Annotated in this window: 26 protein-coding genes; 11 read left to right on the top strand and 15 right to left on the bottom strand. The window is 69.2% G+C overall.

The features are described 5' to 3' along the window. Window positions 1–27: 27 nt before the first annotated feature. The gene (locus tag ASD21_RS16660; protein ID WP_056443687.1) at window positions 28–348 is read left to right on the top strand and encodes a 2Fe-2S iron-sulfur cluster-binding protein; all 321 of its coding nucleotides are present in this window, start codon (window positions 28–30) and stop codon (window positions 346–348) included. Window positions 349–518: 170 nt separating this feature from the next. On the opposite strand, the gene divL is transcribed toward ASD21_RS16660, so the two are convergent. Next, the gene (gene divL / locus ASD21_RS16665) at window positions 519–2,831 is read right to left on the bottom strand and encodes a cell cycle protein kinase DivL (RefSeq protein WP_056443688.1); all 2,313 of its coding nucleotides are present in this window, start codon (window positions 2,829–2,831) and stop codon (window positions 519–521) included. Between the two features lie 162 nt (window positions 2,832–2,993). Here divL and ASD21_RS16670 point away from each other — a divergent pair, with 162 nt between their 5' ends. Continuing rightward, window positions 2,994–3,395 (top strand): metallopeptidase family protein, encoded by a 402-nt coding sequence (locus tag ASD21_RS16670; protein WP_056443689.1) that lies wholly within the window; start codon window positions 2,994–2,996, stop codon window positions 3,393–3,395. Then, on the top strand, window positions 3,392–3,802 hold the full coding sequence (locus ASD21_RS16675; RefSeq protein ID WP_056443690.1) for an SWIM zinc finger family protein: 411 nt from the start codon (window positions 3,392–3,394) through the stop codon (window positions 3,800–3,802). Before ASD21_RS16670 ends, ASD21_RS16675 begins: the two co-directional genes overlap by 4 nt. Before the next feature lie 165 nt (window positions 3,803–3,967). On the opposite strand, the gene ASD21_RS16680 is transcribed toward ASD21_RS16675, so the two are convergent. Beyond that, window positions 3,968–5,932 (bottom strand): transglycosylase domain-containing protein, encoded by a 1,965-nt coding sequence (locus tag ASD21_RS16680; RefSeq protein ID WP_056443691.1) that lies wholly within the window; start codon window positions 5,930–5,932, stop codon window positions 3,968–3,970. A 284-nt stretch (window positions 5,933–6,216) separates the two neighbouring features. Between ASD21_RS16680 and recQ the strand changes: the two genes are divergently transcribed. Beyond that, a complete protein-coding gene (gene recQ / locus ASD21_RS16685; RefSeq protein ID WP_200941450.1) occupies window positions 6,217–8,079 on the top strand; it encodes a DNA helicase RecQ in 1,863 nt (620 codons plus the stop codon). A gap of 76 nt (window positions 8,080–8,155) precedes the next feature. Beyond that, window positions 8,156–8,452 carry a hypothetical protein gene (locus tag ASD21_RS16690; RefSeq protein ID WP_056443692.1) on the top strand — a complete coding sequence of 99 codons (297 nt, stop codon included), beginning with the start codon at window positions 8,156–8,158 and terminating at the stop codon, window positions 8,450–8,452. Window positions 8,453–8,482: 30 nt separating this feature from the next. Here the strand turns inward: ASD21_RS16690 and mmcB are convergent, their stop codons facing one another. From mmcB to ASD21_RS16720, 6 genes are all read right to left on the bottom strand, one after another. Then, the gene (mmcB, locus tag ASD21_RS16695) at window positions 8,483–8,941 is read right to left on the bottom strand and encodes a DNA repair putative endonuclease MmcB (RefSeq protein WP_056443695.1); all 459 of its coding nucleotides are present in this window, start codon (window positions 8,939–8,941) and stop codon (window positions 8,483–8,485) included. Window positions 8,942–8,980: 39 nt separating this feature from the next. Continuing rightward, window positions 8,981–9,247 carry a Txe/YoeB family addiction module toxin gene (locus ASD21_RS16700; protein ID WP_056443696.1) on the bottom strand — a complete coding sequence of 89 codons (267 nt, stop codon included), beginning with the start codon at window positions 9,245–9,247 and terminating at the stop codon, window positions 8,981–8,983. After that, complete coding sequence (locus ASD21_RS16705) at window positions 9,244–9,498, bottom strand: type II toxin-antitoxin system Phd/YefM family antitoxin (protein ID WP_056443697.1); 255 nt, start codon at window positions 9,496–9,498, stop codon at window positions 9,244–9,246. The genes ASD21_RS16700 and ASD21_RS16705 overlap by 4 nt, the downstream gene beginning before the upstream one ends. A gap of 50 nt (window positions 9,499–9,548) precedes the next feature. Beyond that, complete coding sequence (locus tag ASD21_RS16710) at window positions 9,549–10,106, bottom strand: lipocalin family protein (RefSeq protein ID WP_156398410.1); 558 nt, start codon at window positions 10,104–10,106, stop codon at window positions 9,549–9,551. Between the two features lie 5 nt (window positions 10,107–10,111). Then, entirely contained in the window at window positions 10,112–10,630 is a 519-nt protein-coding gene (locus ASD21_RS16715) for a lipocalin family protein (RefSeq protein ID WP_056444180.1), read from the bottom strand. Window positions 10,631–10,719: 89 nt separating this feature from the next. Beyond that, window positions 10,720–11,844, bottom strand: coding sequence for a ferritin-like domain-containing protein (locus ASD21_RS16720; protein ID WP_056443702.1), 1,125 nt, complete (start codon window positions 11,842–11,844; stop codon window positions 10,720–10,722). A 170-nt stretch (window positions 11,845–12,014) separates the two neighbouring features. Between ASD21_RS16720 and ASD21_RS16725 the strand changes: the two genes are divergently transcribed. After that, window positions 12,015–12,722 carry an NAD-dependent deacylase gene (locus ASD21_RS16725; protein WP_082554829.1) on the top strand — a complete coding sequence of 236 codons (708 nt, stop codon included), beginning with the start codon at window positions 12,015–12,017 and terminating at the stop codon, window positions 12,720–12,722. A 10-nt stretch (window positions 12,723–12,732) separates the two neighbouring features. Here the strand turns inward: ASD21_RS16725 and ASD21_RS16730 are convergent, their stop codons facing one another. The 3 genes from ASD21_RS16730 to ASD21_RS16740 form a co-directional block, all read right to left on the bottom strand. Beyond that, window positions 12,733–13,452, bottom strand: coding sequence for a M48 family metallopeptidase (locus ASD21_RS16730; RefSeq protein ID WP_056443713.1), 720 nt, complete (start codon window positions 13,450–13,452; stop codon window positions 12,733–12,735). Window positions 13,453–13,644: 192 nt separating this feature from the next. Further along, window positions 13,645–14,901 (bottom strand): polyhydroxyalkanoate depolymerase, encoded by a 1,257-nt coding sequence (locus ASD21_RS16735; RefSeq protein WP_056443716.1) that lies wholly within the window; start codon window positions 14,899–14,901, stop codon window positions 13,645–13,647. An 85-nt stretch (window positions 14,902–14,986) separates the two neighbouring features. After that, the gene (locus tag ASD21_RS16740; protein ID WP_056443719.1) at window positions 14,987–15,580 is read right to left on the bottom strand and encodes an SCO family protein; all 594 of its coding nucleotides are present in this window, start codon (window positions 15,578–15,580) and stop codon (window positions 14,987–14,989) included. A 55-nt stretch (window positions 15,581–15,635) separates the two neighbouring features. Between ASD21_RS16740 and ASD21_RS16745 the strand changes: the two genes are divergently transcribed. Next, window positions 15,636–17,045, top strand: a complete 1,410-nt coding sequence (locus ASD21_RS16745) for an ActS/PrrB/RegB family redox-sensitive histidine kinase (RefSeq protein WP_056443724.1) — start codon at window positions 15,636–15,638, stop codon at window positions 17,043–17,045. A gap of 88 nt (window positions 17,046–17,133) precedes the next feature. Next, window positions 17,134–17,691: an ActR/PrrA/RegA family redox response regulator transcription factor gene (locus ASD21_RS16750; protein WP_056443726.1), complete on the top strand. Its 558-nt coding sequence runs from the start codon at window positions 17,134–17,136 to the stop codon at window positions 17,689–17,691. A gap of 152 nt (window positions 17,692–17,843) precedes the next feature. Here the strand turns inward: ASD21_RS16750 and ASD21_RS16755 are convergent, their stop codons facing one another. The 3 genes from ASD21_RS16755 to ASD21_RS16765 all read right to left on the bottom strand — a co-directional run bounded on the left by ASD21_RS16755 (window position 17,844) and on the right by ASD21_RS16765 (window position 19,706). After that, on the bottom strand, window positions 17,844–18,629 hold the full coding sequence (locus tag ASD21_RS16755; protein ID WP_056443728.1) for an SDR family oxidoreductase: 786 nt from the start codon (window positions 18,627–18,629) through the stop codon (window positions 17,844–17,846). A gap of 118 nt (window positions 18,630–18,747) precedes the next feature. Continuing rightward, on the bottom strand, window positions 18,748–19,032 hold the full coding sequence (locus ASD21_RS16760) for a 4a-hydroxytetrahydrobiopterin dehydratase (protein ID WP_056443733.1): 285 nt from the start codon (window positions 19,030–19,032) through the stop codon (window positions 18,748–18,750). Window positions 19,033–19,064: 32 nt separating this feature from the next. Continuing rightward, a complete protein-coding gene (locus ASD21_RS16765) occupies window positions 19,065–19,706 on the bottom strand; it encodes an HAD-IA family hydrolase (protein ID WP_056443736.1) in 642 nt (213 codons plus the stop codon). A gap of 152 nt (window positions 19,707–19,858) precedes the next feature. On the opposite strand from ASD21_RS16765, the gene ASD21_RS16770 reads away from it, so the two are divergent. The 3 genes from ASD21_RS16770 (at window position 19,859) to ASD21_RS16780 (ending at window position 23,167) form a co-directional block, all read left to right on the top strand. Next, window positions 19,859–20,263 carry a hypothetical protein gene (locus tag ASD21_RS16770; protein ID WP_056443738.1) on the top strand — a complete coding sequence of 135 codons (405 nt, stop codon included), beginning with the start codon at window positions 19,859–19,861 and terminating at the stop codon, window positions 20,261–20,263. A gap of 361 nt (window positions 20,264–20,624) precedes the next feature. Then, complete coding sequence (locus ASD21_RS16775; protein ID WP_056443740.1) at window positions 20,625–22,622, top strand: AsmA family protein; 1,998 nt, start codon at window positions 20,625–20,627, stop codon at window positions 22,620–22,622. 269 nt (window positions 22,623–22,891) lie between these two features. After that, window positions 22,892–23,167 carry a YjhX family toxin gene (locus tag ASD21_RS16780; protein ID WP_056443743.1) on the top strand — a complete coding sequence of 92 codons (276 nt, stop codon included), beginning with the start codon at window positions 22,892–22,894 and terminating at the stop codon, window positions 23,165–23,167. Between the two features lie 59 nt (window positions 23,168–23,226). Here ASD21_RS16780 and rsmD read toward each other — a convergent pair whose 3' ends face one another. After that, window positions 23,227–23,790 carry a 16S rRNA (guanine(966)-N(2))-methyltransferase RsmD gene (gene rsmD / locus ASD21_RS16785; protein WP_056443746.1) on the bottom strand — a complete coding sequence of 188 codons (564 nt, stop codon included), beginning with the start codon at window positions 23,788–23,790 and terminating at the stop codon, window positions 23,227–23,229. Window positions 23,791–23,792 lie beyond the last annotated feature (2 nt).

Genomic DNA, 23,792 nt, shown 5'->3' on the forward strand with positions numbered 1-23,792 from the left:
ATTAGGCAAAACCAGTTCAGGGGACCCATGGCCAAGATCACCTACATCGAGCACGACGGCACCGACCACGTCATCGACGTCAAGCCGGGCCTGACGGTCATGGAAGGCGCGGTGAAGAACAACGTGCCGGGCATCGACGCCGACTGCGGCGGCGCCTGCGCCTGCGCCACCTGCCACGTCTATGTCGACGACGCCTGGATCTCGAAGACCGGCGAGAAGTCGGCCATGGAAGAATCGATGCTGGACTTCGCCGAGAACGTCGAGCCGAACTCGCGCCTGTCGTGCCAGATCAAGGTCAGCGACGCGCTGGACGGGCTGGTCGTGCGGCTGCCGGAAAGCCAGCACTAGGGTTCGTGTCAGGGGCGGTGGCTCACCCACTTGCCCCCACCTGACCGCTTCGCGGTCTGTCCGCCCCCATAGGGGGCGGAGGGTGCGCGGACAGCCCTCTTCCCCCTTTGGGGGAAGACGATCGCGAAGCGATCCGTAGGGGGCAAGCGGTCGCCGTACAAACCTAGGACCTAGAACCCGAACTCCGGCTGCGCCGCCCCGGGCTGCTGCGTCTCGGGCAGGTGGCAGGTGAACATCGAGCCCGCGCCGGGTTCGCTCTCCAGCGCCACCCAGCCGCCGTGCAGCTCGACCAGCGCCTTGACCAGGGCCAGGCCCAGGCCCGGGCCGCCGCGGTCGCGGCCGACGAAGCGGTCGAAGATGTGGGCCTGGACGTGGAAGGGCACGCCCCGGCCGGTGTCGGTGACGTCCAGCCGCACCTCGCCCAGGGCCCGTCGCGCCGACAGGGTGACCACCCCGTCCGGCGGAGTCTGGCGCAGGGCGTTCTCGATCAGGTGGTCCAGGATCTGCGACAGCCGCTTGTGGTCGCCGCGGATCAGGCCGACGTCCTTGTCGCACTCGACCGACAGGGTGACCCCGCCGATCTGGGCCAGTTTCAGCGAACGCTCCTGGGCGTCGCTGAGCAGGCCGGCCACGCGGATGTCCTCGATCTCCAGCGCCATCTCGCCGGCGTCGATCTGGGCCATGTCCAGCACGTCGTCGATCGAGCGGGCCAGCTGGGTGGCGGCGGCGCGCACCGAGGCCACGTGGCCCCGGCTGCGGTCCGACAGGCCGTCGGCCCGCTCCAGCAGCTCCGAATAGCCGATGATCGTCGTCAGCGGCGTGCGCAGCTCGTAGGAGACGTTGCCGACGAAGTCGCGCTTGAGCCGCTCGGCCTCGGTCAGGGCCTGGGAGCGGTCGGCCAGGGCGCTTTCCAGCTGCCGGGTGTCGGTGACGTCGGCGAAGGCGATCAGGGTCGCGCCGTCGGGCAACGGACGGCTCTGATAGACGATGATCCGGTTGTCCGAGGTGCGGGTCTCGCCCGAGGTCGGGGCGCGCATCTGGGGATCGGGATCGGCCACCCGGCCCTTCAGCTCGCGCCAGAACGACAGGTCGTGCAGGCGCGGCACGCACAGCTCGACCACGCCCTCGAAGTCGACCGCCGCCTCCAGGGCCTGGGCCGAGACGTTCCAGAAGGTCTCGAAGGCCTCGTTGTGCAGCCGCAGGCGGCCGTCCGAGCCGAACACCGCCACCGCGTCGTTCAGCTTGTCCAGCGTGGCCTGCTGCACCTGGATCAGGGCGTTGTACTGGGCCTTCAGGCGCAGCTCGCCGGTGATGTCGGAATAGAGCAGCAGCATGCCGCCCAGCGGGTGGGGCTGGCGCACGACGCGCAGGGTGCGGCCGTCGGGCAGGTCCCACAGCTCGTCGGCCTGGGGTCCCAGGTCCTCGTAGCGCGCCAGCTCGGCCGCCTTCCATTTGGCGTAGTCGACCGTCTCGGGCAGGCGGCGACGCTGGCGCAGGCGGTCCAGCACCTCGCCATGGGTCGGGCGTTCGGCCAGCCAGGCCGGCTCCAGCCCCCAAAGCTCGGCGAAGGCGGTGTTGTGGAAGGCCAGGCGGCGGCCGGCGCTGAAGATCGCCACCGCGTCGGCGATGTGGTTCAGGGTCTCGTCGTGGGCGGCGACGTGCTTCTTCAGCGCGTCGCGCATGTCCTCGACCTCGGTGACGTCGCTGCTGAACACCCCGACCCCGCCGCCGTCCAGCGGCTGGGCCGAGAAGCGCAGGGCGCGGCGGCGGCCGTCCAGCGGCACCCAGCGGACCAGTTCGCGCAGCTCGCCGGCCTTGGCGGCCTCGACGGCCAGGGCGTCGGCGGCCCGATCGATCGACTTGTTGTCGCGCGTCGCATCGGCGGCCGTCTCGACCCCGACCACGCGCAGATAGGCCGCGTTGCCCCAGACCGGCGCGCCGTCGGCGCCGGAGATCCAGGCCGGCTCGACCAGGCCGTCCATGAAGGCGGCGAAGCGGCCGGCGTCGGGCAGGCCGCTCTCGTCGTCGACGGCCGCGGCCAGGCGCAGCCAGGCGCGGGTCCCGGCCGCGCGGCCCTCGACCACCACCCCGCCGCGCGGGCTGCGCGCCTCGAAGGCGCAGACCTCGCCCTGTTCGAACAGGGCCTTCAGCTTGTGGGCGTGGGCCGGATCGGCCTCGGTGAGGGCCACCACCACGGCCTGGGCGTCGGCGTCGACGTCGAGAATCCGCGCGCATTCGGCCAGGGCGTCCTCGCCGGACACCAGGTCGACGCCGCCGTCGTGGATGACGACCAGGGCGCTCTCGAAGGCCTCGGCCGCCCCCTGGCTGTCCATCAGCCGGGTTTCCAGGCTCGTGGCGCGGGCCTTCAGGCGGGCCAGATGGTCCTCGAACCGCCGTCGCTGGGACATCGCCCACAGCGTGGCGCAAAGGGCGAGGCAGACCGCGCCGGCCGTCGCGGCCAAGATCAGGTCGGACGAGGTCATCAGGCTTGTCGTCGGCCCCCGGGCTGCGGACGTGGTTAGCGAATCAGATTCACAGATTAGGCCGCGCGTGACCAGAGCGCGATGAGCGCCGCTGTCGCGGAGGCTCGAACCCCTTTCCGGCGCGGCCTTCCCCGATGGGCTGGCGCGGCCTATGTAGCGACCATGACCTGGACCGACCGTTTCGCCCCGTCGCTGGACGATTTCGCCGCCCTGGCGCGAAAAGCCTTCGACGACCTGCCCGCCGATTTCCGCCGCCAGACCGGCGACGTGGTGTTCCGCATCGACGATTTCGCCGCCGACGAGGTGCTCGACGACCTGGGCATCGAGGATCCGTTCGAGCTGACCGGCCTCTACCAGGGCGTCGACCTGGGCCGCCGCTCGGTCCTCGACCCCTCGCCGCAGACCTCGATGGTGTTCCTGTATCGCCGGCCGATCCTCGACGAATGGTGCGAGCGCGGCGACGTCACCCTGGGCGAGCTGATCACCCACGTGCTGGTCCACGAGATCGGCCACCATTTCGGCCTGTCGGACGACGACATCCACCGCATCGAGGACGACGCATGAGCCTGTTCGACGCTGACGCCTGGCGCGGGCGCATGGACGAGCGCTGGTTCGAGAGCGGCGCCCAGCTGGCCGAAGAGGGCAAGGTCGACCTGGTGGCCATCGAGGACGACGCCGTCACCGCCCATGTGACCGGCAGCGTCGGCGATCTCTATGTCGTCAGCCTGCGCGCCCCGGACGGCGAAGGCGCCTGCACCTGCCCGGGCTTCGACAAGTTCGGGGCCTGCAAGCACCAGGCGGCGGTCGTGGTGGCGGCCAACCTGCTGGACGCGACCGGGCGGGGCTATGTGCGCGAGCGGTTGGCCAAGCTGCGCGACGGCTTGGCGCTGGAGAGCAGGGACGCGCTGATCGAGCGGATCGTCGAGCTGGCGAAGCGGGATCCGAAGGTGCTGGCGGGGCTGGAGAGGTAGGGCGCCGGTCTTGGCGTGGGATCACACCCCCTTGCCCCCACCTGGCGGCTTCGCCGCCTGTCCGCCCCCATAGGGGGCGGAGGTTTCGCGCGGCGTCCTCTTCCCCCTGTGGGGGAAGACGGCCGAAGGCCCGTAGGGGGCAAGTGTTCGCCGCCCGGGCCTAGTTCAGTAAGGCAGCTGCTCCGGCGCCGGCGTCCCTGGCGCGGGCGTCTCGGCCGCCGGGCCCTCGGGCCCCGCCGGGCCGGTCAGGATGTCGCCGATCGGGTCGTCGGTGGCCGGGGGCGGGGGTTCGATCACGCCGCCGGGGATCGGGGTGGCCTTCAGGCGCGGCAGGGCCGCGGCCATGAAGTTGCGCCAGATCTCGGCCGGGGCGCCGCCGCCGGTGACCTTGCGCATCGAGGTGTTGTCGTCCTTGCCGGTCCACACCGCGGCGACGAAGCCGCCGGTGTAGCCGACGAACCAGGCGTCGCGGTAGTCGCTGGTGGTGCCGGTCTTGCCGGCGATGTCGTAGCCCGCGACCTTGGCCCGCGTGCCCGTGCCGGCGGCCACCACCTGGCGCATCATCTGGTTCATGTACTGCAGAGACGGCGAGCCGATCACCGCCGGGCGCTGGGTGCGGTCGACGCTGTGGTCGTACAGGACCTTGCCGCTGGTCGTGCGGATGCGCTCGATGCCGTAGCCCTTGGCCAGGAAGCCGCCGTTCGAGAACGGGGCGTAGGCCTGGGCCATCTCCATCGGCGAGACCTCGACCGCGCCCAGGGCCATCGACGGGTCCAGCTGGATCTTGCTGGTGATCCCCAGGCGGCGGGCGGTGGCGGCGACGTTGCTGGTGCCGACCTCGCTGGCCAGGCGCGCGGCGACCGTGTTGATCGACTGGGAGAGCGCCGTCTGCAGGGTCATCTGGCCCAGATACTTGTTGGTGTAGTTCTTGGGCTCCCAGTTGCCGATCTTCACCGGCTCGTCGACGACCACGACGCTGGGGTTGCGGCCCTGGTCCATGGCGGTCAGGTAGACGAACGGCTTGAAGGCCGAGCCGGCCTGGCGGCGGGCGCTGGTGGCGCGGTCGAACTGGGTCTCGCCATAGTCGGCGCCGCCGACATAGGCGCGGATGCGGCCTTCGCCGTCGATGGCCACCAGGGCCGCCTGCTGGACGCCCTGGGCCTTGTGGCCCTCGACCCCGACCTGCACCGAGCGCTCGGCGGCCACCTGGATCGGCAGGTCCAGGGTGGTCTCGACGACGAGGTCCTCGGTCGGTTCGCCGACCAGCGAGCGCACCTGGGCGTCGACATAGTCGGTGAAGTACTGGGCGCGCTGGTTGGCCAGGGTGGCCGAGACGCGGACCGGCTCGCGGAAGGCCTCGTCGCGCTGCTCGGCGGTGATGGCCTTCATCCGCACCATCTCGTCGAGCACGATGGTGGCGCGGCGGGCGGCGCGGTCGCTGGCCGAGACCGGCGAATAGCGGGCCGGGGCCTTCATCAGTCCGGCCAGCAGGGCGGCCTCGCCGACGGTCAGCTGCGAGGCGGGCTTGTTGAAATAGCGCTGCGAGGCGGCCTCGATGCCGTAGGCGCCGGCCCCGAAATAGACCCGGTTCATGTACAGGGCCAGGATCTGCTTCTTGCTGAACTTCAGCTCCAGCCAGACGGCCAGGATCAGCTCCTGGGCCTTGCGGCGATAGTTCTGGGCCGGGCTGAGGAACAGGTTCTTGGCCAGCTGCTGGGTGATGGTCGAGCCGCCGCGCTGGGGTCCGCCCTCGTGGCTCAGGTTCCAGATCAGCGAGCGGGCGATGCCCCAGGGGTTGAAGCCGATGTGGTGATAGAACTGACGGTCCTCGATCGCCACGAAGGCGGCCGGCACGTATTCGGGCAGGGCGTCCAGGTCGACGGGCGGCGCGTACTGGCTGCCGCGCACGGCCAGCAGGGCCCCGGAGCGGTCCAGATAGTTGATCGAGGGCTGGCGCTTGACGTCGTACAGCTTGGAGGTGTCGGGCAGATCGCTGGCGAACACCGCGAAGAAGGCGACGACGAAGATCAGGCCCCAGACGCCGAGCACGACCGCCCAGTAGAGCAACGCCTGCAGCGGCGTACGCTGGGGCTTCGCCGGCTTGTTCCCGCCGAAGGTGCCGTTGGCCATGTCGTCCTTATCCCGAAAGGCGCGAATATCCCGGCGCGCGCCGAATTCCGTTTAGCTGAAGCTCACAAAACGCGCGACAAGATTGACGAGGGATGAACGACGCCTCATCGGCCTTGCACGCCCCGCGTGTTCATGGTTCGTTTCACTTTCCGGTCGCGCCGCGAACACGCTGGCGGCCTTCGATGCAGAGCCCGTGAAGCCGATGTCCGCTTTCAAGCCGAATTCCGGGGCCAGATCGTGGCGCCGCGCTTGGCCTGAGGTCCGGGCGCTGTCAAAACACGCCCGTGTACGACCTTCCTGATTCCGTCCAAGACCGGCCGCCCGCTTCGCTCGACGCGGCGCGCGAGGTGCTGCGCCGCACCTTCGGCCACTCGGACTTCCGGGGGCTGCAGGCCGGGGTGATCGGCGAACTGCTGGCCGGGCGCAGCGCCCTGGCCGTGCTGCCCACCGGCGGCGGCAAGAGCCTGTGCTACCAGATCCCGGCCCTGGTCCGCCCGGGCCTGGGCCTGGTGGTCTCGCCGCTGATCGCCCTGATGGCCGACCAGGTAGCGGGCCTGCAGCAGGCCGGCGTCGCGGCCGAGCGGCTGGACAGCAACACCCTGCCCGGCGAGCGGGCCGAGATCTGGCGGCGGATCGACGCCGGGGTGCTGGACCTGCTCTACCTGTCGCCCGAAGGCCTGATGCAGCCGTCGATGCTGGAGCGGCTGTCGCGCCTGCCCCTGTCGCTGGTCGCCGTCGACGAGGCCCACTGCGTCAGCCAGTGGGGCCACGACTTCCGCCCCGAATACCGAATGCTGGGCCGTTTGGCGGAGGTGTTCCCGCACGCCCCGCGCCTGGCCGTCACCGCCACCGCCGACGCCCGGACCCGCGACGACATCCGCTCGGAGCTGCGTCTGCAGGGCGCGGCCGAATTCGTCGACAGCTTCGCCCGCCACGAGCTGGCCCTGAACGCCGAGCGCAAGAAGGGCAAGGGCCACGACCGGGTCATCGAACTGGTCACCGAGCGCCCGAACCGGGCCGGCGTGGTCTATGCCGGCAGCCGCGACTCCACCGAGAAGCTGGCCGAGAAGCTGATCGCCGAGGGCATACCGGCCCTGGCCTATCACGCGGGCCTCGACAAGGCCGTGCGGGCCCGGCGGCTGGAAGAGTTCCTCGAGGCCGACGAGGCGGTGATGGTCGCGACCATCGCCTTCGGCATGGGGGTCGACAAGCCCGACGTCCGCTTCGTGATCCACGCCGATCCGCCGGCCGCCATCGAGGCCTATTGGCAGGAGATCGGCCGGGCCGGCCGCGACCGCCAGCCGGCCGAGGGCATCACCCTCTACAGCTCGGCCGACCTGGCCTGGGCCGTGCGCCGCATCGAGGCCCAGAGCGCGCCCGACGAGGTCAAGGCCGTGCAGCTGCGCAAGCTGCGGCAGTTCTACGCCATGCTGGAAGGCGTCACCTGCCGCGCCGCCGCCGTCCGGCGCTATTTCGGCGAGGAGGGGGTCGAGCGCTGCGGGGTCTGCGACATCTGTGTTTCGCCGCCGACCGGCGTCGACGCCACGCAAGCCGCCCAGAAGGCCCTGTCGGCCGCCCATCGGATGGGCGGGCGATTCGGCCGCGGCCGCTTGGTCGACCACCTGCTGGGCAAGACCAAGGACGTGACCCAGGCCGAGGCCCAGATGTCGACCTTCGGCATCGGCAAGGAGTTCAGCCCGCAGGGCTGGCGCGACCTGATCGACACCCTGGTGTTCGAGGGCCTGCTGCGCGAGGACCCCAATGACGGCCGGCCGCTGATCGGCCTGGGCGACGGCGAGGGCGTGCGCCAGGTCTATCGCGGCGAACGGCCGGTCTCGCTGCGCCAGCAGCCGGCAACCGCCGACAGCCCGGGCCGCTCCGGAGCCGGCAAGACGGCCCGCAAGCGCCAGGCCCTGACCGTGCCTCTGGAGGACCAGGCGCTGTTCGAGGCCCTGCGGAGCTGGCGGCGCGAGGAGGCGGCGCTGCAGCACGTGCCGCCCTACGTGATCTTTCACGACGCCACCCTGGCCGAGATCGCCGCCGCCCGTCCGGCCGCCCTGGGCGCGCTGGCCAAGGCCGGGGGCGTGGGCCAAGGCAAGCTCGACCGCTACGGCGAGGCGGTGCTCAAGGTGGTGCGCGACAACTGAACCGCCCGCTGATCAGGGAAACGTTTTGCGGCGCGGCGTGTTACGATGCTTGGCGCCTCCATCCGCAGGATTTCGCATGACCGACTTCACGATCAAGACCCCGGCCCCCAAGGCCTCCGCCAAGACCACGGCCAAGGAAGGCGTCAAGCGCGCCAAGGCCGCCGTCGAGAAGGCGGTCGAGACCGTGGCCGAGAAGACCGAGGTCGCCCGCGCCTACGCCGCCGAAAAGGCCGAGGTCGGCAAGACCTGGAGCATCGAAAAGGCCAAGGCGGCCCACGTGGTCGCCGAGGAGCGTCCCGTCGCCCTGGCGGTCGGGACCTTCGTGGCCGGACTGGTGTTCGGCTTCCTGCTGGCCCGCAACTTCGACCGCTAGATCTAGAGCGCCAGATTCAGAGCGCCAGATTTAGAGCGAGAGCCGCTCGGCGTTGACGCCGGCGGCCCGCAGGGCGGCCAGCCGGGCGAAGGCCAGGGTCAGGGCCTTGCGCCGGGCCGGGGCCAGCGGCGCGACCGGCGCCTCGCGCACCACCGCCCCGCCAAAGCCGTCGGCGACGATCAGGCCGGGCTCGTCGGGCAGGATTCCCTCGGGAAAGTTCGGCGAAACGGCGAAATAGAAGCCGTCGCAGTAGGGCGCGTACTCCGGCCACTTGCGATCGATCCGGAAGTCCTCCAGCCCCGACTTGACCTCGACGATCAGCACGTCGCCCTTGGGGCCCAGGGCCATCAGGTCGGCCCGGCGGCCGTTGGGCAGGGTGACCTCGGCCAGGGGCGCGTAGCCCAGCGAGACCAGGAACCGCCCGGCCCCGCGGGTCACCAGGTCGGTGGTCTCGGGCCGTGAAGGCTGAAGATCGATGACGACGTCCATGCCGGAACTTTGTTCCAGCTTTGTTCGTGGATCAAGAGGTCAGTAACGGTAGCGGCATTGAGCCACTTCCAGCCGTTGCTCATCGCCCGAACCGGCCACGCGGTAGACGAGCCGGTCTTCGAGCGTGATCCGCCGCGACCACCAGCCTTTCAGGTCGCCTTTGAGCGGCTCGGGTTTTCCCGTGCCCTTGAACGGCGTGCGCAGGCATTCCTTGATTAGCGCGTTCACTCGATCCAGCGTGGTTTGATCGCCGGCCTGCCAGTGCAGATAATCTTCCCAAGCCTGTTCGGAGAAGACGAGCTTCACGGCTCGATCAGCGTCCGTTCCGACCCCTGCCCGGCGTCCAGTTGCGCGATCGACCTGCGCAGGCGATCGGCGTTGGCCGGCGACGAAAGGAGATGCAGCGTCTCTTCCATGGCATGCCAGTCCGACAGTGAGACCATGACCACCGACTCCGCCTTCTGGCGCGTGATCACCACCGGCGTGCGGTCGTCTACCACGCGGTCCATGACCTCTTTCAGGTTGGCCCGAGTGTCGGAATAGCTGAGCACGTCCATCACGTTCTTCCTCGATCGACGATCTCAATATGTACAGTAATTTGTACAGATCAAGGGGCGTGTCGAGTCACCCGCAGCATTGACGTATCGTAGCCCATGGCCTTGGCCCGGTCGGTCAGGGCCTTCAGCTCGGCCGGGGTTGGCGGCTTGCGGGTCAGGAGCCACAGATAGCGGCCCGAACCCTCGCCGACGATCGACCAGCCATAGTCGTCGGCGTGGTCCAGCACCCAATAGTCGCCGACGAAGAACGGGCCGAAGAACGAAACCTTGAGCTTGGCCCCCGGCTTGTCCCCGGTGGCGGAGTCCGCGACCTTGGCCTTGCCCTCGCTGACCTTGACCGGTCCGGTCGGCCCGCCCTGGCGGCAGGTGTTGACCACCCGGATCAGGCCGTCGGGGCGTTTGGAATACTCGGCCGTGACGCCGTCGCAGCCCTTCTCGAACCGCATGTCGTAGCGCGCGGCCTCGTACCAGAGGCCGGCATAGCGATCGAGGTCGACGGCCTTGGCCGGCTGGGGCGGATGCGGGTTGCCGCTCGGCCCCGCCACGCAGGCGGTGAGGGCGACCGCGGTCAGCAGGCCGGCGGCGAACAGTCCGGGAAGGCGGTTCATCATCATTAGGCCGGCGGCTGCTGAGGGTATTCCAGCTTGGCGTAGCCGAGCGTCTTCACGCGGGCCAAGGCCTGGGCCTTGGCGGCCGGACTCATCACGGGCTTGCGCGACAACAGCCAGACATAGTTGCCGCCGGGGGTGGCCATGATCGCCCAGGAATGGTCGTCGGCGCAGTCCAGCACCCAGTATTCCTGCTTCTTCAGCCCGCCCAGGAAGCTCATGGTGAAGCGGGTGTTCTGGGAGGCTCCGATGATCTTGCCGGTGGTGTCGAACACCTTGGCCGCGCCGCTGGCCGAGCCCTTGCGGCAGACCTGATGCACGGAAAAGCCGTTGGCGCCCTTGCCGGTGAACTCGGTGGTCGGGGCCTGGCAGTCGCGCTGGCCGGCGTTGGGCGTGCGGGCGATCTCGTACCACTTGCCCGTATAGAAGCTGGCCGGGATCGGCCTGGCCGGCGGCTTGGCGGCGGCGAATGCGCCGGTTGCGGCCAGCAGGCTCGCGGCGATCGAGATCAGAAGACTGCGCATGACGCCCACCTTGCCCCACAAGTCGAGCACAACGCAAAGCGCCCCGCCGGAGTTCCCGGCGGGGCGCTGATCTCGCGCGGCGGACAGGCCTATTCGGCGGCGATGGTCACCGGGTGGGCGCGGTCCTTGAAGTTGATGGCCTGCAGGTGGCGGATGCCTTCCTCGGCGATGTCGTCGCCGACCATCCGGTCGCCCTCGCCCTTCAGCTCCTCGATGTCGACGTACATCGCGTAGAAGGCCTTGGTGCGGTCGGTGATGATGCCGGCGTTGAGCAGCGTCTTGACCAGCACCCGGAAGATGTTGGTCTGCTCCTTCATGTTCTCCCGACGCAGGTCGTCGGTCATGATCTTCCCGTACTCCTCGACCACCTTGTCGGGGTCCAGGCCGAACTCGGCGTACAGGTCGAGCTGCTGGTGGGGCGAGACCAGGTTGAACAGCAGGGTCTGGAAGCAGTGCGCCGCCCAGTCCTCGATGATCGCGTGCTCCTCGGGGCTCAGCTTGGGCACCGTGCGGTCGGCCCAGATCTTCCCGAACTTGTGGTGGAAGGCCTCGTCGGTCATCACCAGCTGCAGCATCTTCTTGCCCAGCGGGTCGTGGATCTGGGTGTAGAAGGTGGCGAAGGCGCCCATGGCCAGGCCCTCGACCAGCATCTGCATGCCGATGATCTTCTTGTAGACCTCCGGCGCGCCGATGATCTCGACCAGCAGGGTCTTCAGGGCCGGGCCGCACTCGACCGGCTTGCCCCAGCGGGCCTTGATGTATTTGGCGAAGGCCGTGACGTGGCGGGCCTCTTCGCGGGTCTGGTTGGCGGCGTATTCCTGGGCGCCCTGGTCCTTGAGCACGTGGCAGAGCGACGCCGACAAGTTCAGCGCGCCTTGCTCGCCGTGCAGGATCGACGAGAAGCTGCGCAGCACCGACTGGTTGATGAAGCGGATGCGCTGCTTGGGGTCGCTGAGGTGATTGGAGACGTAATCGGTCGACAGGGCGATCACGAGATCCTCGGGCACCAGGGCCTGGTTCTCCATGTCGAACGGCTCGTCGAAATCGATATAGGCCTTGTCCAGCGGATCCCAGAAGTGGTCGTGGGTCGCCGAAATGATCTTGTCGAAAGCCGTGGAGCGGTTGTTGTAGCGGTCCAGTTCGAGCATCGACTCGAAGTCGTCCGGCGCCACCGCATCGTACATGGCGTCCTTGGTGATGTTCTTGTCCGTCACGGGGGGCTCCTCGCCAATGGGTCTGGACAGGATCCGTCTAACGCGGGTCTCTCTCCTATCTAAACACTGTCAACTCAAAGAGCCGACGGGGTCAAATTAAAAGTGACGATGGCGTCAAGTTCGCAGCAGGCGCCCAGGGGGCGGGGAGAAACGCCACAATGGGCCTGCCCATGGGCTTGAACGTCTTCGCCCTGACCGGCGCCGGGATCTCGGCCGAGAGCGGCCTGGGCACGTTCCGAGACGCCAGCGGGATCTGGACCCGGTACGATCTGTCGGAGGTGGCCACCCCCGAGGGCTTCGCCCGTGATCCGGCCAAGGTGCGGGCCTTCTACAACGCCCGCCGGGCCAATCTGGCGGGCGCGGCGCCCAATGCGGCGCATCTGGCCCTGGCCCGGCTGCAGGCCGGCCTGGCCGCGCGGGGCGGACGATTGTTCCTGTGCACCCAGAACGTCGACGATCTGCACGAGCAGGGCGGCTGCGTCGACGTGGTCCACATGCACGGGCAATTGCGGGTCACTCGCTGCCACGGCTGCGAGGCGACCTGGCCGGACCCGGGGCCGCTGAGCGCCGACAGCGCCTGCCCCGCCTGCGGCGTCGTCGGGACGGCCCGGCCGCACGTGGTGTGGTTCGGCGAGGTCCCGCTGTTCATGGACGCGATCGACGACGCCCTGGAGGACAGCGACCTGTTCGTGTCGATCGGCACCTCGGGCGCGGTCTATCCGGCCGCCGGCCTGGTGGCCCGGGCGCGGCGGCTGGGGATCCGCGCCTGCGAGCTGAACCTGGAGCCCTCGGACAACGCCCGCGCCTTCGACGAGCGCCGCTACGGCCCGGCGACGGAGGTCGTGCCGGCCTGGGTGGACGAGGTGTTGGGCGGGTAGGCGCTCCCCCTCACGCCGAGATCGCGTGCAGCTCCGCGGCGTGAGCCCGCAGCCAGCGCCGGTGCGGCGCGGGGTCGCCCGACAGCGTCTCGCACAGCGCCCAGAACCGCGGGCCGTGATTGGCCTCGATCAGGTGGGCGCATTCGTGGGCCACGACATAGTCGGCCACGTCGAACGGAGCCAGGACCAGCCGCCAGCTGTAGCGGATCGCCGCCGGATGGCCGGCACGGGCGGGACGGCACGAGCCCCAGCGGGCCTTGGGGTCGGCGATGGCCACCGAGGGCATGGGACGGCCCAGGGCCGCGGCGTGGTGGGCGGTGCGCTCGGTCAGGCGGGTCAGGGCCTCGCGCTTGGCCAGGCGCAGGATCCGCAGGCCCCAGGCGCTGTCGTCCGGCGCGATCAGGGCGTCGTCGGTCATCTTCGGCCGGCCGGGGCCGACCTCCAGCCGATAGGGCTTGCCCAGCAGGCGCAGGATTCCGCCGGGGGCGATGACCTGGCGGTTGGGCAGGGCGGCCAGTTGGCCGGCGATCCACTCTGCCTTCTCGTGGGCGAAGGCCACGGCCTCGGACAGCCGGCGCGGGGTGGGCGCCAGGGCCACCACCTCGGACTTGGCCCGGTCGACCCGCAGCGAGATCCGCCGGGCCCGGCCGTCGACCTTCAGCCGCACCGCGCAGCCGCGCACGTCCAGCCGGTCACCGTCGGCGTAGCGCTGCGGGCGGAAGAGGTTCATGCCCTCTAGATCGCTCTTGGCCGGGAGTCGCGCAAGGCCGAGCCAGGCCCTCCCCCTGTGGGGGAGGCGGCCGAAGGCCGGCGGGGGGATGCGACGGCGACCATCACAGGCAGGATCGACGACCCGATAACGCCCCCTCCGATCGCTGCGCGATCACCTCCCCCACAGGGGGAGGGCCTGGACGCGCAGGCTTCAGCCCCCGAAGTTCGGATCGTTCTTGAGGATGAAGTCGCGGACCCGCGGATAGATCTCCTCGCGGAACCGGCGGCCGTTGAACACCCCGTAGTGGCCGACGTTCGGCTGGATGTAGTCTTCCTTCATCGTCTCGGGCAGGGACGAGCACAGGGCGTGGGCGGCCTGAGTCTGGCCGATGCCGGAGATGTCGTCGTTCTCGCCCTCGACCGTCATCAGGCCGATGTCGGTGATCAGGTCCGGCCGGACCAACTGGCCGCGGTGGGAAAGCTCGCCCTTGGGCAGCAGGTGTTGCTGGAAGACGATGTCGATGGTCTGGAGATAGAATTCCTCGGTCAGGTCCAGCACCGACAGGTACTCGTCGTAGAACTCCAGGTGCTTGTCGGCGCTGTCGCCGTCGCCCTTCACCAGGTCCTGGAAGTAGCGCTGGTGCGCCTGCTGGTGCTTCTCGGCGTTCATGCTCATGAAGCTGGCCAGCTGGACGAAGCCCGGATAGACGCGCCGGCCCATGCCCGGATAGGGCGGCGGCACGGTGTAGATCATGTTCGACTGGAACCAGGCGAACGGCTTTTCCTCGGCCAGGTTGTTGGTCACGGTCGGCGACAGGCGCGCGTCGATCGGCGAGCCCATGAAGGTCATGCTGGCGGGCCGCGACGGATCGCCGTCCTCGGCCATCAGGGCGGCGGCGGCCAGGACCGGCGGGCCGGGCTGGCAGACGGCCACGACGTTGGGGCGCGGACCCAGCACCCGCAGCATGTCGCGGATGTGGTCGATATAGTCGTGGAAGTCGAAGCGGCCCTGCAGGACCGAGACGTCGCGGGCGTTGACCCAGTCGACGATGAACACGGCGTGGTCGGGCAGGAAGGCCTCGACCGTGCCCCGCAACAAGGTCGCGTAGTGACCTGAAAGGGGCGCGACGATCAGCACGGCGGGGTCCAGCTGGAACTTGCCGGCCCGGCGCATGTCGGCCATGTCGCGGTCGAACTGGATCACCCGCGCCCAGGGGCTTTCCCAGACCACGGTCGGGCGCACGCGCACGTCGATCTGCCCCACCTTGACCGTGTCGATGCGCCAGTCCGGTTTGCCGTAGCGGCGGGTGACGTTGGAGAAAAGGTTGGCGCCCGCGTGAATGCGCCGGCCAAGATCGCTCTCGGCCGCCGGATTCAGGGGCGAGCCCCAGAAGTCGCGGGCCGCGCGGGCCGCGAGGCGCAGGGGGGTCGAGGCATAGAAGCTTGCCTCATGCAGGGCGTACAGCATGGCGCATCCAGTATGTTGCGATGCAGCATAACACGCCGAAGCCTAAGAAAGTACAGACTTCCGATAGCGGTGCGGTGTCGCGGTTCTACCGACCCTCCATGGCGTCCTTGATCTGCCGGGCGATCTCCTCGGGCGGCAGGTTGTAGGCGATCACCTTGTCGAACCGGCCCTTGGGATCCATCAGATAGATCGCGGTCGAATGGTCGACGCTGTAGTCCGGTCCGTCGCCGACCTGCTTGTAATAGGCGCGATAGGCCTTGGCCGCGGCGGCCACCTGGGCCGGCGTGCCGGTCAGGCCGACGATGTTTTTCGGCAGGGTGGGTCCCGACAGGAAGGTCTTCAGCTGCTCGGGATTGTCGCGGCCGGGATCGACCGAGATGAAGACGATCTTCAGGTCCTTGGCCTTGGGGCCCAGCCGGTCGCTGGCGGCGGCCAGGGCCTGCAGGGTGCCGGGGCAGACGTCCGGGCAGTAGGTGAAGCCGAAGAACACCGCGTTCCACTGGCCTTTCAGCGTCGCCTCCGTGGTCGGATGGCCGTTCTGGTCGACCAGCTGGAAGGGTCCGCCGACCAGGGAGGGCGGTGGAGCCTTGTCGAAGACGCCCGCCCTGAAGATCAGTCCGCCGGCCACAAGCACGGCCAGCAGACCGGCCAGAATCGCGAACAACCGATGACGCGGCATGGACGTTGAACCTTTCGCTCTCGCCAGACGAGAATTTCTGGCCTTAAGGTGCGACATGGCAGACGCGTCTCTCAAGAATGCGCCGCATAGTTCGCCTCGATCGGGGCTCGATAAGCCTGACGTCGAGGCGGCGCAAGACGAGGACTGGTCCTGGGCGGGGCCGGGGCTGCGTCGGGGACGCCTGAGGGTCCGCACCCTGATCGCCCAACGCTGGGTGATGGTGATCGGCCAGACGGCCGCCGTGCTGGTGGCCGGCCTGCTCCTGGACCTGAAGATCCCCTACGCCCTGTGCTTTTCCCTGATCGCGATGTCGGCCTGGCTGAACGTGCTGATCGGCCTGGCGTTCGGCGGGCAGCGGATGGCGCGCGAGGGCGAGGCCACGCTGCAGATCACCTTCGACACCCTGCAGCTGGCGGGGATGCTTTACCTGACCGGCGGGATCATCAATCCGTTCTCCCTGCTGCTGATCGCCCCGGTCACCCTGGCCGCCGCCACCCTGCCGGCCCGGTTCGCCGCGGGGATCGGGACCCTGGCGGTGGCGGCCTGCGTGGTCCTGGCCTTTTTCTATCTGCCCCTGCCCTACCGGCCGGCGGCGGGGCCGGGACCCGTGCCTGGCGGGCTGACCCTGATGACCATCGTCCTGTCGCGGGTCCTGGGCATCGCCGTGACCGGGGCCTATGCCTGGCAGGCGGCGACGGAATCGGCGCGGATGGAGCTGGCGCTGAACGTCACCGAGACGGTGCTGGCCCGCGAGCAGCGATTGTCGGCCCTGGGCGCCCTGGCCGCCGCCGCCGCCCACGAGCTGGGCACGCCCCTGGCCACCATCTCGGTGGTGGCGCGCGAGATGGTCCGCAACGCTCCCGACGAGCAGACCCGCGAGGACGCCGAGCTGATGATCGGCCAGGCCGCGCGCTGCCGCGAGATCCTGGCCCGGCTGACCGAGATGCCCGAGGCCAAGGACGCCGTCCACGAACGCATCAGCCTGGTGCAGCTGGTCCATGAGGTGATCGAGCCGCACATGATCCACGGCGTCCGGGTCGAGGCGGTGGTCAACGGACCGCCCGGCGATTCCGCGCCCGACATCTGGCGGCGCGCCGAGATTCTTCACGCCCTGACGACGATCGTCGAGAACGCCGTCGACTTCGCCCGGGCCGAGGTCATCGTCGTGGCCCGCTTCGACGCCCGCGCCGTGGTGATCGAGGTGCGCGACGACGGGCCGGGGTTCTCGCCGGAGATCCTGGCCAAGCTGGGCGAGCCCTACGTCACCTCGCGTCCCGGGGCCGAGGGCTCCAGGACCGGCCATATCGGCATGGGCCTGGGCTTCTTCATCGCCAAGACCCTGTTGGAACGGACCGGGGCCACGGTGGATTTCAAGAACGGACGGCGCGGCGGCGCGGTGGTCGCGGCGCGTTGGCCGCGGTCGGCGCTGGAGGCGCCGGCGATCATCGGGGCGAGCGAGCTTTAATGAAACACTTGCGACACTCGGGAATTGGGCAGCAAGATATCTTGTTCGTGGCCTGGTTGAGTGTCGGCGTTGGGAGGCGCTGAATTTTATGGCGGATATCAGTGAGATGGTCGCGGCTTTGCCCGACAAGTCCCTGCTGCTTCTCGACGATGACGCGCCCTTGCGTACGCGCCTGGGTCGAGCGCTCGAACAGCGCGGATTTGCGGTGACGCTCTGCGCGTCGGTCGCCGAGGCGATGAGCGCCCTGCGAACCTCCGCGCCCGCCCACGCGGTGCTGGACATGCGGCTGGAGGACGGCACGGGCCTGAAGGTCGTCGAGGCCGTGCGCGACGTCCGCCCGGACGCCAAGGTCATCATGCTGACCGGCTACGGCAATATCGCCACCGCCGTCGCGGCGGTGAAGGCCGGGGTGATCGACTACCTCTCCAAACCGGCCGACGCCGACGACGTGGCCCGCGCCCTGCTGGCCGCCAAGGACGCCGCCCCGGTCCCGCCCGAAAATCCGATGAGCGCCGACCGGGTCCGCTGGGAGCACATCCAGCGGGTCTACGAGATGTGCGGCCACAATGTTTCGGAGACCGCCCGACGGCTGAACATGCACCGACGGACGTTGCAGCGGATCCTGGCCAAGCGGGCGCCGCGGTAGCGCCTAGGGCCTCCCCCCGTGGGGGAGGCGATCGCGCAGCGATCGGTGGGGGAGTTTTGGGATCGTCGATCCGAGACCTGGCCGACTGCCGATCGCTCCCCCTCCGTCGGCCTTCGGCCGACACCTCCCCCACAGGGGGAGGTCGGCTCGTTTCACATCGCCGAAATGCCGCCGTCCAGCTTCAGTTCGGCGCCGGTCATGAACTTGCTCTCGTCGCTGGCCAGGTAGAGCACCGCGTTGGCGATGTCGTTCGGCTCGCCGATGTGGCCCAGCGGGATCTGCCGGCCCAGCTTGGCGTGGGCCTCCTCCTTGCCCAGGCGCTGGCTCAGCGGATCCAGGATCGGGGTGTCGATGAAGGTCGGATGGATCGAGTTGGAGCGGATATCCAGCCCCATCTTGGCGCAGTAGAGGGCGATGTTCTTGCTCAGCAGCCAGACGCCGGCCTTGGAGGCGTTGTAGGCCGGCGAATTGTGGTTGGCGATCAGGCCGGCGATCGAGCTGATGTTGATGATCGAACCCGGCTGATGGGCGCGCATGTATTTCAGCGCGTGCTTGGCGCCCAGGAAGACGCTGTCGACATTGATCGACATGATCTTCTTCCAGAGGTCGAACTCCATCTGCTCCAGCGGCCTGTCGCCCGCGACCCCGGCGTTGTTGAGCAGGACCGAGATCCCGCCCATGGCCGCGTCGGCCTTCTCCAGCGCCTCGATCCACTGGTCTTCCTGGGTGACGTCCAGCGCGAAGGCGAAGGCCGTGCCCGCGCCGTGGGCGGCGTTGATCTCGGCCGCCACCGCCTGGGCCCCGGCGAAGTTGATGTCGGCGAGGCTGACCTTGGCGCCCTCTTGCGCCAGCCGCCGCGCGGCCGCCGCGCCCAGGCCCTGGGCCCCGCCCGTGATGAAGGCCTTCTTGCCGGCGACCCGGCCCGTGCTCTGCGCCATTTTCGACGTCCTCCCGATTATAATTCAAACATTAGTTTGAACCGTACTCCTCCCCCGTGCAACGGGGGAGGTGGCGCGCCGCGAATACGCGGCGTGACGGAGGGGGCCAGCGCGGCCCTTACGCGATGGAATCCATGAACTTGGCCATCGTCACGTCCAGGTCGCTGACGCCGTCCGCGTCGTGGGTGGTCAGCACCACCTCGACCCGGTTGTAGACGTTGAACCACTCCGGATGATGGTCCAGCTGGTCGGCCTTCAGGGCCACGCGGGTCATGAAGCCGAAGGCGGCGTTGAAGTCGGCGAACTTGAAGGTCTTGCCGATCGCGTCCTTCTCGGACACGGCGGCCCAGCCTTCCAGTTGGGAGAGGGCGGCGGCGGCGCCGATCTTGGCGGGGCGGGACATGGCGGCTCCTGACGTTCGACTTTGTCGAACCCTCAGAACGCCAAACCGGTCGCCGCCGCAAGGTCCTCCAGCGCCTGGTCCTCGGTGGCGACCTTGATGGCGGTCATGCCCAGGGCCGCCGCCGGCTTGCAGTTGACCCCCAGGTCGTCGAGATAGACGCAAGCGGCGGGCTCGACCGCCAACTGCTCGCACATCATCGCGTAGATGCGCGGATCGGGCTTGCGCACCCCCGCCTTGGAGCTTTCGATCACCGCGTCGAACTGGTCGAAGATGTCGGCGACGGCCTGCGCCTTCTCGGCCGAGCCCGCCATGCCCGTGCCGTGGCCGGTGGCGACGTTGTTGGTGATGCAGCCGACCTTGAACCGCGCCTTGCAGGTCTTCAGCGCCGCCACGACCCGCGGCCGCACGTCGCCCGACAGCAGGGGCAGCACCTCGGCGCCGCGCACCGCGTGACCCAGCCGCACGGCCTCCTCCAGGAACATCGCATCGAAAGCCGCCGCGTCGATTTCCGAACGCTCGAACAGCGCCCAGGCGTTGGCGTCGGGGTCGGCGGCGTTGACCCGGCGGATGAAGTCCCGGGGCAGGCCGCGCTGGGCCTCGAACCGCCGGAAGGCCTCGAACGGCGAGGTGGTGAACACGCCGCCGAAATCCCAGATCACCGCCTCGATCGCCATGCTCGCCTCAAACAACTGTTTGACTCACGCTATGCGGCCGACACGGCCGTGGCAATCGCCTGATGAATCTTCATGGCCAAGCTCGCGTTGAGGGTGAAAGCGGGCGAAACCGGGTGGGGGCTCTGGTTTGTTAACCTTCTGGAGTTTTCGCCATGGTCCGCCGCCTGCTTCCGCTGCTCGTTCTCGCCGCCGCCTGCGCGGCGTGGGGCGGCGCATCGGCCGAGGAACGGCCTGGCGAGTGCGTCACGCGGCGGGTCACCGGTCCGGGCGGCGCCTATCGCTACGATCGCGTCGAGTGCGAGGTCCAGGCGGGCTGGAGCGATTTCGACCGCTGGGGTTATCAGCGACCGCTCGATGTGGTGGACGCGCCGCTGCGCGGCGATCGCTACGGCGGCTGGAGCCAGGTCGCTCCGGACCATGGCTATCGGGGTCACGAGGAACGACCGTCCCAGGACGATCGCCTCGAGGACGATCGTTTGGGCGCGCGCCATCTAACTTATCGCGTCGCGGGCCGCGACGCGGACGGCTTCCTGGTCTGGCCAGGCAAGTCGCCGTGACGACTCAGGTTTTTGGCCCGGGGCTTGCGTGAGGCAGAGCCGCACGCATCAAATCGGGACGGGGGAACTTCCATCATGCGCCAACCGAGCAAGCCGCTCTTCAAGACCTATGAGATCGTGGCGATCGTCGCCTTCGTGCTGGCCGCGATCGGGGTCGGCAGCCTGAGACTAGTCTACTAGGCCTCGCCAGCGCTTTAGCGCCGGGTTTGGCCGACTTCGGAACATAAGGACCCCGTCCGCGCGTTGTGGACGGGTATCCGGAGGTTCCGACCTGACAACGCTCGCCCCCAATCCTCAATCTGCTCAAGGGCCCAGCCTGGCCGCGCGCCTGCGCGGCCTGCCGCCGCGCGCCCGCTGGGGGATGATCGGGGCCATCCTGCTGACGGTCGCGATCGTCGTCTTCCTGGTGCTGTTCGACTGGAACTGGTTTCGGGGGCCGGTGGGCCGCTTCGCCTCGGCCCAGCTGAACCGCGAGGTGGTGATCACCGGCGACCTGCGCGTCCACCCCTGGTCGTTCTCGCCCAAGGTCGAGGCGCTGGGCGTCCGCGTCGCCCAGCCCGACTGGGCCGCCAAGGCCGATCCGAAGGGCTCGCCCGCCGGGACGCCGATGGCCAAGGTCGATCGCATCGCCGTGCAGATCAAGCTGCTGCCCTTGCTGAAGGGCGACGTGATCCTGCCGCTGCTGGCCGTGGACCGTCCCGACGTGCGCCTGCTGCGCGAGAGCTCGGGCCGCGCCAACTGGACGTTCGGCGACCCCAACGCGCCCCAGAAACCGCTCAAGCTGCCGGCCATCCAGCACTTCATCATCAAGGACGGCCAGCTGCGCTACGAGGACCAGCAGCGCGACATCTTCTTCCTGGGCACGGTCAGCTCGAACGAGGAGGTCACCGGCGACGGACGCGGTAAGTTCGTGCTGGAGGGCAAGGGCCAGCTGAACCGTTCGCCGTTCACCGCCCTGGTCACCGGCGGGCCGCTGCTGAACATCTCGCCCAACCGCCCCTATCCGTTCGACGCCAAGGTCGACGCCGGCTCGACCCACGTGCTGGCCAAGGGCCAGGTGACCAAGCCGTTCAATCTGGGCCTGTTCGAAACCCAGCTGACGGTGTCGGGCGCCGATCTGAACCGCCTCTACGGCCTGACCGGCCTGGCCCTGCCCAACACCCCGCCCTACAGGATCAGCGGCCACCTGACCCGCAACGGCCAGCGGTTCGACTTCAACAAGCTCAGCGGCCGAGTGGGCGACAGCGACGTTTCCGGCGACCTGTTCGTGCTGATGGGGCGCGAGCGGCCCTATCTGGAAGCCGACCTGCAGTCCAAGCGCCTGGACTTCGACGACATGGGCAGCCTGGTGGGCGCCGCGCCCGCCACCGGCAGGGGCGAGACCGCCTCGGCCGGTCAGAAGGTCGAGGCCGCCCAGCGCGACGCCACCCAGCGGCTGCTGCCCGACGCCACCCTGCAGGTCGAGCGCGTCAAGGCCATGGACGCCAAGGTCAAGTATCGCGCCCTGGCGGTGAACGCCCCAGGCCTGCCGCTGAAAAAGGTCCGCGCCGACCTGACGCTGGAAAAGGGCGTCCTGACCCTGGATCCGATCGCCTTCACCTTCTCGCGCGGCGACCTGACCGGCAAGATACGGCTGGACGCCAATCCCAAGACGCCGCGCACCGATCTCGACCTGCGCCTGACCAACGCCAAGCTGGAGGACTTCATCCCGATCCAGAGCGGCGGCAAGCCGGCCATCGAGGGCGGGGTGATGGCGCGCGCCAAGCTCACCGGCTACGGCAATTCGGTGCACCGCGCCGCCTCGAGCGCCAGCGGCCAGGTGACGCTGGTGTCGCCCAAGGGCCAGATCCGCCAGGCCTTCGCCGAACTGCTGGGCGTCAACGCCTCCAAGGGCCTGCTGCTGCTGCTGAGCAAGGACAACCGCGAGACCAGCGTCCGCTGCGCGGTGGCCGACTTCGGCGTCAAGGACGGGATCATGACCTCCAACCACATCGTCGCCGACACCGGCGTGGTGCTGGCGCGCGGCAAGGGAACGATCGATCTGCGGACCGAGCGCATGGACCTGAGGATCAACGGCGACAGCAAGAAGCCGCGCCTGGTGCGGCTGTTCATCCCGATCACCGTCAAGGGGCCGTTCATGGCGCCGAAGGTCGGTCTGGAGACCGGCGGGGCGGTGGCGCAAGGCGGCGTGGCCGCGGCGCTGGGTCTGTTCGTCACGCCCCTGGCCGCCGTCCTGCCCTTCGTCACCGGCGGCGAGGCCAAGGACGCCGACTGCGCCGGCCTGGTCGCCGAGGCCCGCGGCGACGGCGCGCCGGTCAAGGTGGCCCAGACCACGCCGGCCAAGGCGAAGAAGAAGTAGGCCTAGGCCCGTCATGCGAGACCCGGCGGCGTTGCCGCGCGGACACAGGCCGGCTCGGCCTTGGTCTCTCGACCCCTAGGGGGATGACGGTCCGGCGCGGCGTGCGCTAGGCTCCGCCCGTCCGAAATCCAGTGTGGTTCATGTCCGAGATTGTGTTCGAGGCCCGGGCCTAAGGCTCCGAACCTCCCGTTCGCAAGCTGATCAGGCCCCGATCCGTCGCGTCTCTCGCGAGGGACGCGTTCTCACGCCTCGATCTTCGGACCACTTCCTTGAACATTTCAAAGCCGCAGCAACGCACGCTGCACGCGCTGGCGCAGGGCGCCCGCATCGAACTCCTGCGTGACGACAAAGGCCGCATCGTCGGCGCCGACTGCATCACCGGCGAGGGCTGGCGCCTGAGCGACTGCACGCTGGGGGTCTTCAAGACCCTCAAGCGGCGACGTTTCATCGCCAGTACCGACGGCGGGCCCTACCGGATCACCCGCCAAGGCGCGGCCAACCTGCGCAGTCAGCTGGACAACCGCGTCACGGCGCGGGGCTGGTAGCTAGGTCTTTGCTTTCGCGCATTTTCTTCACGCGAACCGGCATCCACTTCGCTCGAATGCTAGGCGAGACGGAAGAAGAAGACGCGCGCGGCCCCATAGTCGCGCGCGTCGAGCCGTTCGAACCCCGCCGGCGCCGGATCGGGCTCGTCGCGGCCGCGTTCGAACATCACGATCGCGCCGGGCGCCAGCCAGTCGCCGGCCACCAGCGCGGCCAGGGCCTTTTCGCCCAGGCCCTTGGCGTAGGGCGGGTCGAGGAAGGCGATGTCGAACGGCGCGCCGACGCTGCCGGGGCGCGGGCCCGGATCGGTGGCGTCGCGCCGGTGCACCCGGGCCTGGCCGAACAGGCCGAAGGCTTCCATGTTCTCGCGGATCGCGCCGCGCGCGGCGTCGTCGGTCTCGACGAACAGGCAGAAGGCCGCGCCGCGCGACATCGCCTCCAGGCCCAGGGCTCCGGAGCCGGCGAACAGGTCGATCACCCGCGCGCCGTGCAGCTCCGGCGCCCAGGCGGCGTGCTCGAGGATGTTGAACACCGCCTGCCGGGCCCGGTCGGAGGTCGGGCGGGTGGTGTCGCCCGGCGGGGTGGCGATGGCCTTGCCGCGATACCGGCCCGAGACGACGCGCATGC

Origin of the sequence: Caulobacter sp. Root1455 (assembly GCF_001426905.1) — a bacterium.
GTDB lineage: Bacteria > Pseudomonadota > Alphaproteobacteria > Caulobacterales > Caulobacteraceae > Caulobacter.